Here is a 14,915-nt window from a genome sequence, read left to right on the forward strand (position 1 = left end):
TAAAAGTAACCAATCGTAACAAGGTGGCTGTAACTGAGCGCCGTTTCAATATACTCGTTTTTTAACTAGGTAATCCCGCGCTTTGAATTCATTCGGGTACCGTTTGTAAGCCTTAAATGCTACTAAGATAAGATGTCATGATGAGAAAAAGTACTATATTACACACAGTGTTAATTACAGGGTTCGCTGCTGTATCCTCGTTGGCTTATGCTGCGCCTTCAGTTGTGCCAAATGCGCCGGAACTCAGTTCTCGTGGTTATGTTTTGATGGACTTCCATACGGGGAAAGTACTGGTTGAACGTGATGCCCACAAACGTTTAAACCCCGCGAGTTTAACGAAGTTGATGACTGCTTATGTAGCTGGTCAAGAAATTAATACAGGCAATATTACGTTGAATGATGAGGTTGTCATCAGCCGAAATGCTTGGGCAAAAAATTTCCCAGATTCTTCAAAAATGTTTATTGAAGTCAATACTTCCGTTTCTTTGTCTGACTTATACCGTGGTCTGATTGTTCAATCTGGTAACGATGCCAGTGTTGCTATTGCTGAGCATGTTGCGGGAAGTGAATCAGGGTTTGTGAGTTTGATGAATAGTTGGGCCGCCAAGCTTGAATTGTCTAACACGGCATTCACCAACCCTCACGGCCTAGACAGTGACGGTTTATATTCGACACCTTATGATATTGCCAAATTGGGCCAAGCGATTATTCGTGACTTACCTGATATCTATCCGCTGTATAGCGAAACCTCGTTTACTTACAATGGCATCACTCAATACAACCGTAATGGCTTGCTTCGTGATCGTAGTATGAATGTCGATGGCATGAAAACTGGTTATACAAGTGGTGCGGGTTATAGTCTAGCGACTTCTGCAACACAAGGTGATATGCGTTTGATTGCTGTAGTGATGGGAGCGAAGAGTGAGAATGTTCGTGAATCAGAAAGCAAGCAGCTGTTAAGTTATGGCTTCCGCTTTTACGATACGGTAATGCCGACTGAGGCGGGTGCGGAACTTGCGAAAGCTCGAGTTTGGATGGGCGAAAAAGACGAGCTTACTGTCGGCGTAGCTAACGATGTTTATCTCACTTTGCCAAAAGGAGATTTAAAAAATCTGCAAGCGGAAGTTGAATACAACGGTGATTTAGTTGCGCCAATTTCTGAGCAACAAGTGGTTGGTAAAGTGCTTTACAAAGTCGAAGGTAAGGTCGCAAATGAAGCCGAGCTCGTTGCATTGGAGTCCGTGGAGGAAGGCAGTTTATTCAAGCGAATTTTAGATTGGTTTAAACAATTGGTCGCTAGCTGGTTCTAAACAGTAGCGAACTTCTGTCTATATCACTCTATCTTGTTAATGTTCTATTAAATCAATTTACTAAGGTGACCAACGTGGTCGCCTTACGTTTTTGGAATACTCGTTGCGTTAAAACGCAGGCCTTCTTGTAAGGGTGTGTTTTTACCTGACCAAGAGCGTTTTTTGTTTTTGGGTGCGAGAGAAAAGAAACTAGAACAAGAATGGAGTGACACGTGCACAAGATTTTATCTTTGACATTGATTTTATCGCTCATGGGCTGCGCTATGCCTTACCAGCAGGAGGTCGATAGCGGCCAATGTGTTGGAGTCATGACCTCTCAGGATGCATATGGTTATTTAAACCCAAACCATTACACGATGCAGGTACTCGCGCTGAAGCAAGAAAAAGATGTGAAAGATTATATTCGCTATATCGATCCTAAGCATCCGGTTTGGGTTAACTGGAAAAACAGCCGAGGCACACGTTGGTATACGGTAACTGTTGGTGATTTTAAAACGAAACAGGATGCCTACAATGCGCTTTCTTCATTACCAAGCCGTGTAAAGCAGTCATCCCCGTTTGTGCTGACTTTTGCGGAAATGCAGCGTAAGCAACAAACGAGTGTTGTGAGAATGCGTTAGCCAACAAAAAACGGAAGCGATGGCTTCCGTTTTTGTATTTAGGAGTAAGCTTAAAGCGCCGCTAAAATCGTTTCTGCTTTGCTTGCTTCAAACTCTTTTGGCTCTTCAACGTTAAGCTTAGTCACTGTGCCGTTTTCAATGATCATCGCGTAACGTTGTGAGCGAATACCACCAAAGCCGCCTGTATCCATTTCAAGACCCAATGCTTTAGTAAAGCTAGCGTCGCCATCACCCAACATCAGAATCTCAGAAGCGTTTTGAGCTTCGCCCCACGCTTGCATCACAAATGCATCGTTTACAGAAACGCACGCAATTACATCAACACCTTTTGCCTTTAGCTCATCAGCTAATACCACATAGCCTGGTAGATGAGCTTCTGAACAGGTAGGGGTGAATGCGCCAGGTACAGCAAAGAGTACGACTTTCTTGTTCGCAAACAGTTCTGTAACGTCGTGGTTAACCATACCATCGGCAGTCAACTCACTTAGAGTTGCAACTGGTAGAGCTTGGCCTTGTTGAATCATGATTCTATTCCTTTTTGTGTGCTAGTTTAGCTTTCTCAGTCTAGCGTTTATAAATGCGGTTAACCACAGAGTTTTTGTAGGGTTTTAATACCTACGCATTTGACCTAAGGCGTGGCACTGATGCCTTTATTGCAACGCTTCGTGCTGGTTTACGTATTGGCTAACAAGGTGACGATATTTCGCCTTTAACTCGTTATCGATAAAGCTGGCATCAATCGCGTTCATTGTAAATTGGGCAAGTTCACTCTTACTCATTGGATGTGCGTTGTTGACGGCCAGAAAGTTATCCGTCATGTAGCCACCAAAGTACACAGGATCGTCTGAGTTAATCGTTACGGCGACACCTTTTCGTAGCAAATCCACAATATTGTGATCTTTCATATCGTCGAATACACATAGCTTAAGATTCGATAACGGACACACTGTCAGTGGCATTTGGCTTTCGATTAAGGATTCAACTAATGCTTCATCATCAACACAGCGAACACCGTGATCCACGCGGCTCACGTAAAGCATTTCAATTGCATCGCTAATATTTTGTGCGGGGCCTTCTTCACCTGCGTGAGCAACGGTAAGTAAGCCTTCTTCTACTGCTTGTTTAAATACGCGCTTGAATTTAGCTGGCGGATGACCTTGTTCTGAAGAATCTAGCCCAACACCAATGATCTTATCACGGTGTTTCAGAATAGCCTGCAGGGTCTCTATGGCGCTCTCTTCTGAAAGGTGACGGAGAAAACACGCAATAATTTGCGAAGTAATGCCAAGTTTTTCGTGACCATCTTTTAGCGCACGAGCGATTCCATTGATAACAGTGTCAAAGTCTATGCCGCGTTCTGTGTGTGTTTGAGGGTCAAAAAAGATTTCGGTATGAATAACGTTGTCTTCTTTACAGTGCAGTAAGTATTCCCAAGTGAGATCGTAAAAATCTTGCTCCGTACGCAGAACTCCCGCTCCTTGGTAATAGAGGTCGAGAAATGATTGTAAGTCTGTAAACTGATATGCGCTGCGTAGTTCACTCGGAGAAGAGTAAGGGATCTCGATGCCGTTTCGTTTTGCTAATTTGAATAAGAGTTCCGGCTCAAGTGAACCTTCGATATGTAAGTGCAGCTCTACTTTTGGAAGACCTTGAATAAATGCGTTCATATTCCACCTTATGTGTATTGTGGATGCAGTTACTCTAAGAATAGGTATAGATAGAAATAAATCGAACGCTATCACAAAGAGTAAGACCCACGATGATCTCAACTCTTCGTAATCAGCACTTTGCGGGAACTGGTAGAGACCCCCAAACCATATCATTGGGGTTATACGAAGCAAACGAGAGGGATTATACGCAAAAATATCGCTTTGGCTATACGCAAATAACCTAACTGTCATTAGTCACGGGTTTTCCTGTGAGCGAAACGACTATTTGCAAGTCACTTGAGTATAGAGGAGCCAGTTGTTTTTGCGTGTGTGAGAGGCACGTGTAATTAGAAGAGTAGTCTAAAAGAGTGGAGATTCGTTTGAGCAAAGGTAGGTGGCGGTACCTTGCACAACGATAAAGGCAGAGAAAGCACTAGAGAGCATTTATAGATCGAATAACTTATCAAATTCTCTTTGTTCCATAATGTCTTCTATGCGGCGTCGAGTTTTCTGCTTTACCGCCGCCGCGTTTTGTTCAGACTCTTTTTTGTCTTTTTCTGACTGCTTCTTACTTTTTCTAGCCATTGGATACCTTCCAAATTAGTTGCATTATCCATTAATGCATGAAAACTGAATCAGTTAACAGTAAAACTTCCTAACTTTGAACCTGAATCACAGAGAATAGTTCCAGATTGCGTTTTCTCACAATATTCAAAATCGATCATAAAGCTATGAGAAAGAAGTTTCGGTAATACGTGTCTTCGTAAAATATCACCATTTAATTGATGTATTTTAGCGTTCCAAGAGGTTTGAGGTTGTTCTAAATTAAATTCAATTTCTAACATTTATTCTCCTGTTTTTTAGTGATTTTCTCTTTGTTAAGTAATTGATACCAATGCCTTTGACGGCCAGTTCTTTTTGAGGACATGATTTTTCCTATAAATAATAAATTAAGCAGTACTATTCAGTTTATTTTAGATAGCACAAAGCAATGCCTAAAATTAGGCTGAGTGATTGATGAAAGAATATTTTTGAAGGAGAGAGGTTTGGTGCAGCATGGGCATGCTACACCAAGAAAAGCAGTCTTATAGAGGAGTTACTTCAGTCGCTTGAGGACCTTTTTTACCTTGCTCTACATTGAAGCTTACTTTCTGACCTTCAGTCAGTGTTTTGAAACCGTCAGAAACGATAGCGTTAAAGTGTACGAATACATCTTGGCCGCCGTTGTCTTGAGATAGAAAACCGAAGCCTTTAGTTTCGTTAAACCATTTTACTGAACCAGTTACTTTAGACATAAAAATACCTTTGAATTAAACATTAAAATTATGATTTGTTTTGTGGATCTTTTCTAAGCTATTGAATGTTCAATCAAGAGGAAGTTGTACGCAGGTGTCTGAATTGGGGATTCAAGATTTTACTGAGAGGAAACTTAAACTAAATGTTGCATTAACAGCTCTCTTCTAAGAGCCAAGGCACACTATACACCTTGTTTAGAAAATAGCTACATTTATTTTAGATAAATTAAATGTGCTCATTATTAACTCGATAAATTGTATTGTTCGAAAAAGTTGAATAAGTAGAACGAATAGTATGGCTCATAATTTTAGCTCATCAACCTAAAATAGAACCTTATCGATAGCCATAGATTGAACATGCGATTTGCAAGCGGTCACATAGATAAACTAGGAGAACTAGTATGAGTACATTCAGAGACATTCGTCAGCTTATTCCTGCGCAAGCTACTGCTGATGGTGATGGAGTGAAAATTCGCCGAGTAGCGGGTTTCAATCATGCTAGCTTTTCTCCATTTTTGATGATGGATGAACTCAAATCAGAAGACCGCGCTGATTATATCGGCGGTTTCCCTCCGCATCCGCACCGCGGTATCGAGACGCTTACTTATATGTTGAAAGGTCATTTCCAGCATCGTGATCATATGGATAATGTTGGTGAGCTTCGTTCCGGTGGTGCACAGTGGATGGCGGCAGGAAGAGGCGTCATCCATAGCGAAATGCCTATTATGAAGGAAGGCGAATTGCATGGTTTCCAAATTTGGATTAACCAGCCCGCGAAAAATAAGCTGCAGCCAGCTCAATATCATGACTTTCAACCTGAAACGATCACTGAGTTTGATACTCCGAATACGGGGGTTGTACGTTTGATTGCGGGTCATATGACTATAAACAACGAACGAATTCAGGGGCCGCTAACAGAGACAGGTGTTGCTGCCACGGTAGCCGATTGGAGAGCGATGGGTGGTCAAGCTTTGAATTTGAACACGGAGCAAGACAACAACATGATGCTCTATGTCTATAAAGGTCGTATTCAATTAAAAGGTCGTGAGATCAATCAAGGCGAAATGGCCATTTTATCGAAAGGTGAATGGGCTGAATTGCAGGCCGAAAAAGAGAGTGGTGCACTGATCTTTATAGGTGAGCCAATTAATGAACCCGTGGTGCATTATGGCCCTTTTGTCATGAATAGCATGGAAGAGATAGAACAAGCTATCCAAGACTACAACTCTGGGTTATTTGAAACTTACTAGTTTTGACTGCCTACTCGCTTTTTCAGTTAGCGAGCAAATTAAAACAGTTTTGAGCCTGAACATTGGGCTCGACCAGAAGCAAATACGATAATCCACTGCCATCGAATTTGCGTTAGCCACGTTTAATCCACGTGGCTTTTTTCTACTTCTGACTCCAGCGTATGATGGCTTCCTTTCCTGCTTCAATTCCTAACTCATAAGCATGACGCAGTGGTGCTGGCGATCGACTCAGCCGTTTCAACTTGAATGTTTCAGGAGGACACACTTGAATGATTTCGATACCAGGTGGTGGGTTGTTGATCAGCGCTAAGGTCTGATTGTAGCGAACTTCACGTGTCAACATAGGTTCAATTAATCCGGGCGTTTCTTTCAACATCCTCCTAGTTAGGGCGCTGAATTTTCCTCTTGGCTTTTGATAGCTTGCGGGCTGACTGCGTAAAACCATAATCTTTTTGGCTCCTCGCTTTATTGCTTCTGCAACAGGAAGTGCGTCTGAGACGCCACCATCAACGTATTGAATTCCGTTCAGTGATACGCCATTTCGGTAAAGTACAGGCAGTGCGCTGCTGGCTTTCATTGTTTCTGCCAAGTCGTCGACATCAGGAAGGTGGTACTCCGCTTGCCCATTGTCTTGACGCGTCACGCCTAAAAAGAAAGGTCGTGAATCAGCTTTGAGCGCAGATTTATCGATTCCAAGTTCTTCGAGGGTGACATTCCACATCCAGTCTAAGTTCATCATATTACCACCACGTAGAAGTTGAGATGGAGAGATAAATTCTTTTCTTAAGCTGTAATCGAGGTAGATTTTTAAGTTACGTCCGGGCATTTTAGCTAAGTAGGCAGCCAAGTTGCTAGCACCCGCAGACACTCCCCAAAAGCTATCAAATGGAGAGAACTCGCTAGCAAGAAAATGATCGAGTATGCCGCATGAAAATACGCCTCGCATGGCTCCACCTTCGACAATCAATGCTCGAGAGCCTACTTTTTCCATCACTTCGCTCCACTCTTTATCAATCGGATAATAGCGTGCAGCTTAACGCATAATGGTTTTATACCCAAGTGGGCCAAAGGTCTATTGGTTGCGTTCCTTTGAATAAAAAGGGCATCAACGGATGCCCTTGTCACTTTTAGCTTATGGAATTGCGGGTAATTGAGTCGCTAATTTAGTGAAGGAGACCGAGCGAATTAGCCCCCTTACATAGAGCCATACCTGTAGTCCCATACTGATCGTTGTTGGAATAGTTTGATGATCACTTGTTAAATAGGCATACAAACACTATCCAGAGCGTTGTAAGCAAAAGTAATGGGGTGAATACTTTCTGGATAGAAGCGCCATCAGTTAAATTGTAAATTTTGATGGATTCATTATAGAACGCTCGTTTGAATTCTTTGAAGCTAATGTCGCTCTTCGCATGCGACTGTTCATAGTGGTGGTGCGCAGCGTCCGATAGCTGGTATTCCAAGTCTTGGAGCTCGTACTCCTTGTTAAAAAACGCATCCCAAGCCGAAAGGCGGGCTATCGTTTTAGGAGATGGATCCCCATTTAGTTTCTCTAGACGCTTAGCATAAGCTGCTTGATATTTATCCACGGTATATTCCTGTCTGAATAGACGTTGAGTTAGAACATATGTAAAAAGAAAAATAAGTAATAAAAGGTTTTTTACGTTCTATACCTGTGATAAATGCTAAAAAGTTCAATGCTCTAGCACTCCGATGTCGCAAATGATATTGATGGAATTGCTCTGCGACAAATAAAATAATTACTCTAGATAACAACGAATTTTTGTTGTTTTTTAAAAAAACTGATCATGAGATTGAGTGGGGAGTTTTACCGAGAAGAATTTCGCTACTGTAACTGTCTATATTTACTCAAAAAGAGAAAATCTTAGAAGCTTTCTTTGATTGATGTGAGATATTTTAGGTCGAAAAGCATTAATTTTGGCTATGATTATAGTTCGTCTTTTTGTTGTTGAACTCTACTTCGAGGGGGAAAGAATCCATATTTCGAGCATAGGATAGCTCGCTTTTTCGTTACGTCGTTCTTGGAGTTTGAGTCAGTGACGACGCTATGAGTCTAGCATCTTGAACTCGATTGGGCGTATTAATTAATTATAAAAGTAAAGCAGTGCTGAGCTAGGATAAACTTCAACGTAAAGGTGACGGTATGAATATACAATCAGCCATTATTGAATATGCGATAGCGATTATAGGCTTACTTTTGACGGGCGTTACCCTCTGAGCATGACTGCCCAGAGGATAGAAAGCGCATTAGCTTTTTGCTAACGATTGATGTTGTATCGAGCCATTGCAGCTTCTTCTGACGATACAACCGTTTTACCAATTGGTGCGAGTGAAATAACCGCTAGCTTGAGGTGTTGGAGCGCAAACGGAATGCCGATTATGGTGACAAAGCATGCTGCGGCAGAAAGTACGTGACCGATAGCTAACCAAAGGCCTGCAAATACAAACCAAAGGACGTTACCAATAACGCCGAGCGGACTCGTGCCAATGTCCATTTCATTGGTCAATTCATCGCGTGAGATGGCCTCTTTACCGAATGGGAAAAAGGAAAAATTACCCATAACGATACACGCACGCCCCCAAGGTATTCCGATGATGCTAATAAAGGCCAAAATACCAAAAAACCACCATAGCAACCCCATAAATACGCCACCAAATACAAACCAAATGATGTTACCAAGTGTTCTCATTCTATTTCCTTTATTCTTGAATGTGATGATTCAGATACCTGAGAGCAGTGTAAAACAAATCTAAACCGTCTGTTTTGTCGATGTGTGCTTCCGTGCCCTCATTCACCTGATTGATAGAATAATCGCCGTAGTCTTAACAGAGAATGAATGCCTTCCCTAAGGCAAGTCTTTTTAGTATAGAGCGTAATACTCAATCAAGCATATAGCCAAGAATCGCATTATCTAGAGACAACTTTCTCGAGATATTGACAAATTTGCTCTGCCAATCGATGGCTGGCAATGTTGCGTGTTACTACTTCATCAGCAATATTTCCAGACTCAACGACGCCAAACCAATCGAGCAACATCGAATGGAAACCTTTACTCGTCAGCATTGGCGTCCAGTCTTTCAAATTGATTTTTTGCTCTTGGTTAGATTGCCATAGTTTGCCTTCAACGAAGGAGTCGAACTCCACTGCTTTGTTTGCATAACAAGCTTGAACGCGCTCTGTAGTGATACCGAAGTGGCGATTCATCGAGGCGTGGAGCAAAGTATCTCCATGTTGCCACTGAATATCTAAACGCGCCAACTGACCACCTTCAAGTTGATGAGTTACATAAGCATCTTTTAGATCGGCTTTGGCTGTGACGTTAACGCTGTCTAATGGGTGAATAAAATCATCAAATATAAAGGTACGAACATCCCCCGGTAGTTGGTGACGGTTCTTTTCCCAGCGTAACGACTTTAAGTCAGATATGTTGCCTTGCTGCACTTGTGGCATATGTTGGTTGTAAAGTGGAATGTGACGACGGTTAAAGCCCACATAGAGTGGCTGTCTCTCTTTTTCGGCAATGTCGTACAGCTTTTCCACGTCATCAGCACTATTCGCTAATGGTTTGTCGACAAAGGTTGGAATTCCATGCTGCAGAAAAAATGCCGCTATTTGAGGGTGTACGCTTGTTGCCGCATGAATCATGACGGCATCGACGCCAAAGTGCAGAAGTTGCTGGTAGTCTTGGCAGATCTCTGAGATTCGATACTGCTTAGCCAGGCTCTCAAGTGTGTTTGGGTTGCGGGTACAAAATACAAGTTCGATATTTGGAAGCTGAGTGATAACAGGAAGGTATGCTTTCTGAGCGATATCCCCTAGACCAATAATACCAATTTTCATCCTAGTCCTTATCTCGATGTATGGATCGCGGACTGTCAGTATAACGCTTGGCGCGGCGATGAGTTTAAATACCTTGTTAGAAAAAGCCTGATTCACACTTTGAGCCAGGCTTTATTGAATGATTTAGGAAACGGCTCGGCAGGCTTTGAATATATCTAACTTGCTATCGTAGGCTTGAGTTTGTACATCCATAATGCCTAATAAAGAGTGGAACACGTTATCATGTGAGTATTGGCCTGCATTCTGTGCTTGTTTATACAAACAGTCGGTATTGATCTGCTTCGCTTGTTTAAAGCCCGAAGACAGCCACATAATCAAAGGAACACGTTTTTGGAAATCTGGTGCAAGGCCATAAGGCATACCATGTAAGAACAATCCGTTTTCGCCTAGTGACTCACCGTGATCCGATATGTAAATTAGCGCGGTATTATACTCAGACTCTAACGCTTTAAGTTTTTTGATGGTTTCTGCCAATACAAGATCGGTGTAGCGTATTGTATTGTCATATGTGTTCACTATTTGTTCGATGCTACAGTTTTCGATATCTGCACGTGGACAGTCTGGTTTAAAGAAGGCGTTGTCTCTTGGGTAACGCTGAAAGTAGGTCGGACCGTGGCTTCCTATAAGGTGCATGGCGACCACTCGGTTACCGTGCATATCCGCGACTTCCTGATCAAAATGATCTAATAGCGCCATGTCGTAACAAGTTTGGCCATTACACATAGGGTTTACTTGCTTTCGATCCACTTCAATTTTCTTGATCTTGTGGGCTACTTCTTTATCCCCACCGTCATTTTCTTTCCAAATGAGGTCAACCCCAGCGCGCAGCATTATATCGAGAGCATTGTCCTGGTTATCCGCTTTGGTGCGTTCAAACTCGTTTCGCGTGAGCTGTGAAAACATACAAGGCACAGATACAGCAGTCGCGGTACCACAAGACGCGACGTCTTGAAATGAGATAACATCCAGTTTACTAGTATAAGGGTTTGTCTCTCGTGTATAGCCATTGAGTTGGTAGTTCTGCGTTCGAGCGGTTTCTCCTACGACAAAAACCAGTAGTGTTGGTTTGCGCTGTGCTTGCTGTACGGCGCTATCTGACTGCTTTGCATCTGTGCCGATTTCTCGATATGGCTCTGGCGTGGTGAAATATTTCTCCTTCACATACCCGGTCGCGCTGTAAACGAACTGGGTGGGTATGATGATTTTTTTTAGGTGGCTATTGTTGCGCCCTACAGATGCGTAGTCTTGATAGTACACGCTGGCAATGACGGCGATGACAGCTAGCGACGACAGCATCGATACTAATTTGGTAACAGAGAAGTACAGTAATTGGTGGCGTTGAGATTGCAGCTTTACCTTAAAGACAATAATAGCAGGGATAACTCCCATAATCAGCGTCCAAATTACAGAGTGAGCACTCAGGTAAGAACTCGCCTCGCTCGAATCGGTTTCAACAATATTGGCAATCATTCCAGAATCGAAAAGTGTGCCATAGTTATAGCTTGCGTAGCTCACCATACTTGAAACAATGATTAAAATTATAAAGAACGGCTTGCCGATCCAAGGCCAACTAAATAAATTAAAAAGGAAATTGAGCGCGGCAAGAAAGAAAATTGGTATTGTGATAATAAATCCAATCTTGACATTATCTAAGTGTGTAAAGATGCCGATCAGTTCTTTATAAATAGGGATATTTACGACGAGAGCGAAATACAGCGCCAACAGGAAAGTAAAGGTAACGTAAGAGATACCTCTCTGTTGTAAATCATGTGTCTTCATAATGAGTGTCTTGAATAAAAATTAGAGCAAGAACGAAGCCCAAATAAAAAGGGCAAGAGTTAACGCAACAAATACTGCTGCTGAGCCAATATCTTTGGCTCTACCACTGAGCTCGTGCCAGTCATCGCTAACACGGTCGACAACCGCTTCTACGGCGGAATTAATGAGTTCGACGATCAATACCAAGAACAGGCTACTGATCATCAGCACTCTTTCGTATGTGGTGACAGGAAGGAAAAAAGCACAGACGGAAAGCACCAAGGCGAGAATCAATTCTTGTCTAAAAGCGGCTTCGTGTGTCCATGCGGCTTTCAATCCTTGAAATGAATAGCCGGTCGCATCCATGACACGGCGTATACCTGTTTTACCTGGCTTCAAAATATGACCTTACTATTTAAGCATTGGGATGGAACACATATCCCAGAGAGGTAACGAGATTAATCGTTACAGCGTGAAACATTTGTGAATAGAATCCATCGCGCGATAATTTAAGAAAAGTGCTTATTTAATCAAGATCGTAGACGGTATAGCCTTTGTGCTGGAGGCATTTACGCAATACGAGAGATTGAGTTTTGGTTGAATCATTTGTTCCACTCAAAGCACCAGCTCCAGCTCCTACAGCACCGCCGGCAGCAGCACCGACAGCCGCTCCACCTAATCCGTCTTCTAGCGCACCAGCAGCTGCGCCGATCAATGCGCCTGTAACTGCCCCATTAGTGGCTTCAGATTTCGCTGCCTCTGATTTGTCGACATTTTCTGCATAGCCTTGGCAGTAAAGAAAGTCTTGTTCATATGTACTAGGGTCAACATTGGTCATGTCGACGACAGGTTTTTGGTTGTAGGCGCAAGCTGTAAGCGTAGAAGTAAGCGCCATAATCAGGATAAAAGATTTATACATGAGTACTATCCATTTAGTGTGTGAATCTTATGGATTAAATGTACACTGTTTTATTGTTGGGCTCTGTCGCTTGAGTGTATTGAAGTGTCGTCTTCTGTAAATGGGGTAGGAAGGTTAAGTTAACTGTCTGATTTTTTGAGGCTAAGTGTGAAGCAAGCTCCTCCAAGTGGGCTATGGCAAATCGAAACTTCTCCACGTTGAAGCTCCATTATCTGTCTGACAATCGCCAAACCGAGCCCAAACCCGCTCGTCTTTTTGTTGCGAGATTCATCCGCGCTGTAAAATGGTTCGAATAGATGAGGCCAATGCTTTTTTTCAATACCTATGCCATCATCATGAACATTGATGAAGCAGCGGTGCTGATCGTGTTTTATCTCTACTAAAATCTGCTTATCCGCGTACCGCATTGCATTGCGCAGCAAGTTATCTAAGGCTCGCTTTAACAATTTTGGGTCAGCAAACGCGAGAACGTTTTCTGAGTTTACTTCTTGAAGCGAGATAGCGAGCGTAGTCTCTTTTTGCCATCTCTGTCGTAATTCTTTGACTAAGTTGAATAGGACGACTTCTTCTTGAGTTTGTAATGCTGTGTCAGGACGCTCCATCTTTGCGTAGTAAAGCAATTCTTCAACCATTTCTTCCATCTCGTCAATGTCTTCGACGATACTGTAAACATACTTTTTCTGTTGTTCAGTTAAGGTTGAATCCGATAACAAATCTGCTTGCCATTGTAAGCGGAAGATTGGGGTACGCAATTCATGTGCAACGGCGTTAGTTAGCATTTTATTGCTAGTGATCAAGCGAGATACTTTATCGGCCATCGTGTTAAAGCTTTTGTTTAACGTCCCAACAGACTTAGCGCTTGAGGTACTAGCTCGAGCCTTGAAGTTACCTGAGGCAAACTCAACGGTCACTCTCTCTAGCTCTCGAATCCGACGGCTTAAGAACCAGATCAACAATATGCAATACAGAGCAAATCCAGCTAAAAAGAACAACCAAACGATATTGTCATCAAAGTTGGCTGCTTTAACCACAGGACTATTCGGATTATCGCTCATTTTAAAGATAGGCGTGCTCGCATCTAGGCGGAACCAGATATCCCTTTCTTCATCGTAAGCGACGTTAACGGAGGTATCACTTTCAAACGCCTTTTTGATGTCTGTTGGAAGCTCTTCAAGCGTATGAGGCACCAACAAACGATGGCTTGATGTGGCAAATTGTTCCAACTGTTGTTGAGTATATTCTAATCCGTGTTCTTTATAGATAGGGTAGATCAGATCGTGAAAAGCTTGACCCTCATGCTCTTGTAATAGGTAGTCATAATCTGTGTTGATCTCATAAACTAAGAACTCGTATCCCCACAAGCTAGCCATAAACAGAATGATAAGGCCAACAAAGCTTTCCAGATAAATTCGTCTCATTATTCATTCCATGCATCAGGCATAAATAGGTAGCCTTTGCCGCGAACGGTAATGATTTTTTGTGGTGAGCAAGAAGCATCGCCTAGCTTCTTTCTCAGTGTCACTATGCGATTATCAATGGTGCGGTCTGTTCCATCGTATTCAATACCACGCAGTGTTTTGGTCAGCCACTCACGTGATAGTGTTTTTTCAGCATGCGTTGCAAGAACCCACAACAAATCGAACTCGCCGTCTGTCAGCGCAATTTCTTCTTGGTTCATTACGCACGATTTACGCAATCGGTTTAAACACAGAACACCAATTTGTAGGCCGTTTTCGGACTCGGTAGGCGCCGCCTCTTTTCTTCTTAATAGCATGCGAATACGAGCCAGCAATACGCGAGGTTTGATGGGTTTAGTAACAAAGTCATCTGCGCCTATTTCTAATGCGGCGACATGATCGAAGTCATCATCACTTGCTGTCAGCATCAACACTTTGCCTTTGTAGCATTCTCGGATTTGACGACATACACTCAGACCATCTTGCCCGGGTAGCATCAAATCTAACAGCACCACGTCTGGTTGTGTGTCAATAATCGCATGAGGTGCGTCCGTCCCATTGTCGATACATTTGACCTGAAAACCTTGTTCAACAAAATACTCTCCCAACATAGTTTGTAATTTGGGATCGTCTTCCACAATGATTAGAGATGGTTTGATTTGTTGTGCGTTCATTTAAGTGATGTATACAATATTTAATATCAATGGAACTTAAACAAATTTACGAATTATTTCAAATAAAGCTTTCTCAGAATAAGGTTATCGGATGAGTTAATTGGATAAAATTGCCAATTAA

At 42.4% G+C, this 14,915-nt stretch carries 17 protein-coding genes and 1 riboswitch; of the genes, 3 read left to right on the forward strand and 14 right to left on the reverse strand.

Going from position 1 to position 14,915, the window contains the following annotated elements; translation table 11 throughout:
* Positions 1-140 precede the first annotated feature (140 nt).
* Together R7Q41_RS06430 and R7Q41_RS06435 are read left to right on the forward strand one after the other, a co-directional pair.
* Positions 141-1,310, forward strand: coding sequence for a D-alanyl-D-alanine carboxypeptidase family protein (locus R7Q41_RS06430; RefSeq protein WP_318144472.1), 1,170 nt, complete (start codon positions 141-143; stop codon positions 1,308-1,310).
* 212 nt (positions 1,311-1,522) lie between these two features.
* On the forward strand, positions 1,523-1,930 hold the full coding sequence (locus R7Q41_RS06435; RefSeq protein WP_005373701.1) for an SPOR domain-containing protein: 408 nt from the start codon (positions 1,523-1,525) through the stop codon (positions 1,928-1,930).
* 50 nt (positions 1,931-1,980) lie between these two features.
* Here the strand turns inward: R7Q41_RS06435 and R7Q41_RS06440 are convergent, their stop codons facing one another.
* From R7Q41_RS06440 to R7Q41_RS06460, 5 genes are all read right to left on the reverse strand, one after another.
* Complete coding sequence (locus tag R7Q41_RS06440) at positions 1,981-2,454, reverse strand: peroxiredoxin (protein ID WP_005385557.1); 474 nt, start codon at positions 2,452-2,454, stop codon at positions 1,981-1,983.
* Between the two features lie 126 nt (positions 2,455-2,580).
* Positions 2,581-3,597, reverse strand: coding sequence for an adenosine deaminase (locus tag R7Q41_RS06445; RefSeq protein WP_017819853.1), 1,017 nt, complete (start codon positions 3,595-3,597; stop codon positions 2,581-2,583).
* An 89-nt stretch (positions 3,598-3,686) separates the two neighbouring features.
* Positions 3,687-3,786, reverse strand: a riboswitch (purine riboswitch).
* A 237-nt stretch (positions 3,787-4,023) separates the two neighbouring features.
* A complete protein-coding gene (locus tag R7Q41_RS06450; protein WP_017633782.1) occupies positions 4,024-4,164 on the reverse strand; it encodes a PA3496 family putative envelope integrity protein in 141 nt (46 codons plus the stop codon).
* Between the two features lie 50 nt (positions 4,165-4,214).
* Positions 4,215-4,424 carry a hypothetical protein gene (locus R7Q41_RS06455; RefSeq protein WP_005373692.1) on the reverse strand — a complete coding sequence of 70 codons (210 nt, stop codon included), beginning with the start codon at positions 4,422-4,424 and terminating at the stop codon, positions 4,215-4,217.
* Positions 4,425-4,664: 240 nt separating this feature from the next.
* Positions 4,665-4,874 carry a cold-shock protein gene (locus R7Q41_RS06460; protein ID WP_005373691.1) on the reverse strand — a complete coding sequence of 70 codons (210 nt, stop codon included), beginning with the start codon at positions 4,872-4,874 and terminating at the stop codon, positions 4,665-4,667.
* A gap of 401 nt (positions 4,875-5,275) precedes the next feature.
* Here R7Q41_RS06460 and R7Q41_RS06465 point away from each other — a divergent pair, with 401 nt between their 5' ends.
* Complete coding sequence (locus tag R7Q41_RS06465; RefSeq protein ID WP_213917194.1) at positions 5,276-6,124, forward strand: pirin family protein; 849 nt, start codon at positions 5,276-5,278, stop codon at positions 6,122-6,124.
* A 142-nt stretch (positions 6,125-6,266) separates the two neighbouring features.
* Here R7Q41_RS06465 and R7Q41_RS06470 read toward each other — a convergent pair whose 3' ends face one another.
* The 9 genes from R7Q41_RS06470 to R7Q41_RS06510 form a co-directional block, all read right to left on the reverse strand.
* Positions 6,267-7,115, reverse strand: coding sequence for a patatin family protein (locus R7Q41_RS06470; protein WP_213917195.1), 849 nt, complete (start codon positions 7,113-7,115; stop codon positions 6,267-6,269).
* Between the two features lie 259 nt (positions 7,116-7,374).
* A complete protein-coding gene (locus R7Q41_RS06475) occupies positions 7,375-7,713 on the reverse strand; it encodes a hypothetical protein (protein ID WP_213917196.1) in 339 nt (112 codons plus the stop codon).
* Positions 7,714-8,403: 690 nt separating this feature from the next.
* Positions 8,404-8,835 carry a YccF domain-containing protein gene (locus R7Q41_RS06480; RefSeq protein WP_005373685.1) on the reverse strand — a complete coding sequence of 144 codons (432 nt, stop codon included), beginning with the start codon at positions 8,833-8,835 and terminating at the stop codon, positions 8,404-8,406.
* Between the two features lie 218 nt (positions 8,836-9,053).
* Positions 9,054-9,986, reverse strand: a complete 933-nt coding sequence (locus R7Q41_RS06485; RefSeq protein ID WP_213886165.1) for a Gfo/Idh/MocA family protein — start codon at positions 9,984-9,986, stop codon at positions 9,054-9,056.
* Between the two features lie 123 nt (positions 9,987-10,109).
* Entirely contained in the window at positions 10,110-11,765 is a 1,656-nt protein-coding gene (locus tag R7Q41_RS06490; protein WP_262674619.1) for a phosphoethanolamine transferase, read from the reverse strand.
* A gap of 21 nt (positions 11,766-11,786) precedes the next feature.
* Complete coding sequence (locus R7Q41_RS06495) at positions 11,787-12,110, reverse strand: diacylglycerol kinase (RefSeq protein WP_005385571.1); 324 nt, start codon at positions 12,108-12,110, stop codon at positions 11,787-11,789.
* A gap of 160 nt (positions 12,111-12,270) precedes the next feature.
* Entirely contained in the window at positions 12,271-12,663 is a 393-nt protein-coding gene (locus R7Q41_RS06500; RefSeq protein WP_005385575.1) for a hypothetical protein, read from the reverse strand.
* A gap of 119 nt (positions 12,664-12,782) precedes the next feature.
* The gene (locus R7Q41_RS06505) at positions 12,783-14,081 is read right to left on the reverse strand and encodes an ATP-binding protein (protein ID WP_213961581.1); all 1,299 of its coding nucleotides are present in this window, start codon (positions 14,079-14,081) and stop codon (positions 12,783-12,785) included.
* A complete protein-coding gene (locus R7Q41_RS06510) occupies positions 14,081-14,794 on the reverse strand; it encodes a response regulator (RefSeq protein ID WP_053349288.1) in 714 nt (237 codons plus the stop codon). The genes R7Q41_RS06505 and R7Q41_RS06510 overlap by 1 nt, the downstream gene beginning before the upstream one ends.
* Positions 14,795-14,915: the final 121 nt, after the last annotated feature.

Origin of the sequence: Vibrio sp. 2096 (assembly GCF_033339595.1) — a bacterium.
Taxonomy (GTDB): domain Bacteria; phylum Pseudomonadota; class Gammaproteobacteria; order Enterobacterales; family Vibrionaceae; genus Vibrio; species Vibrio alginolyticus.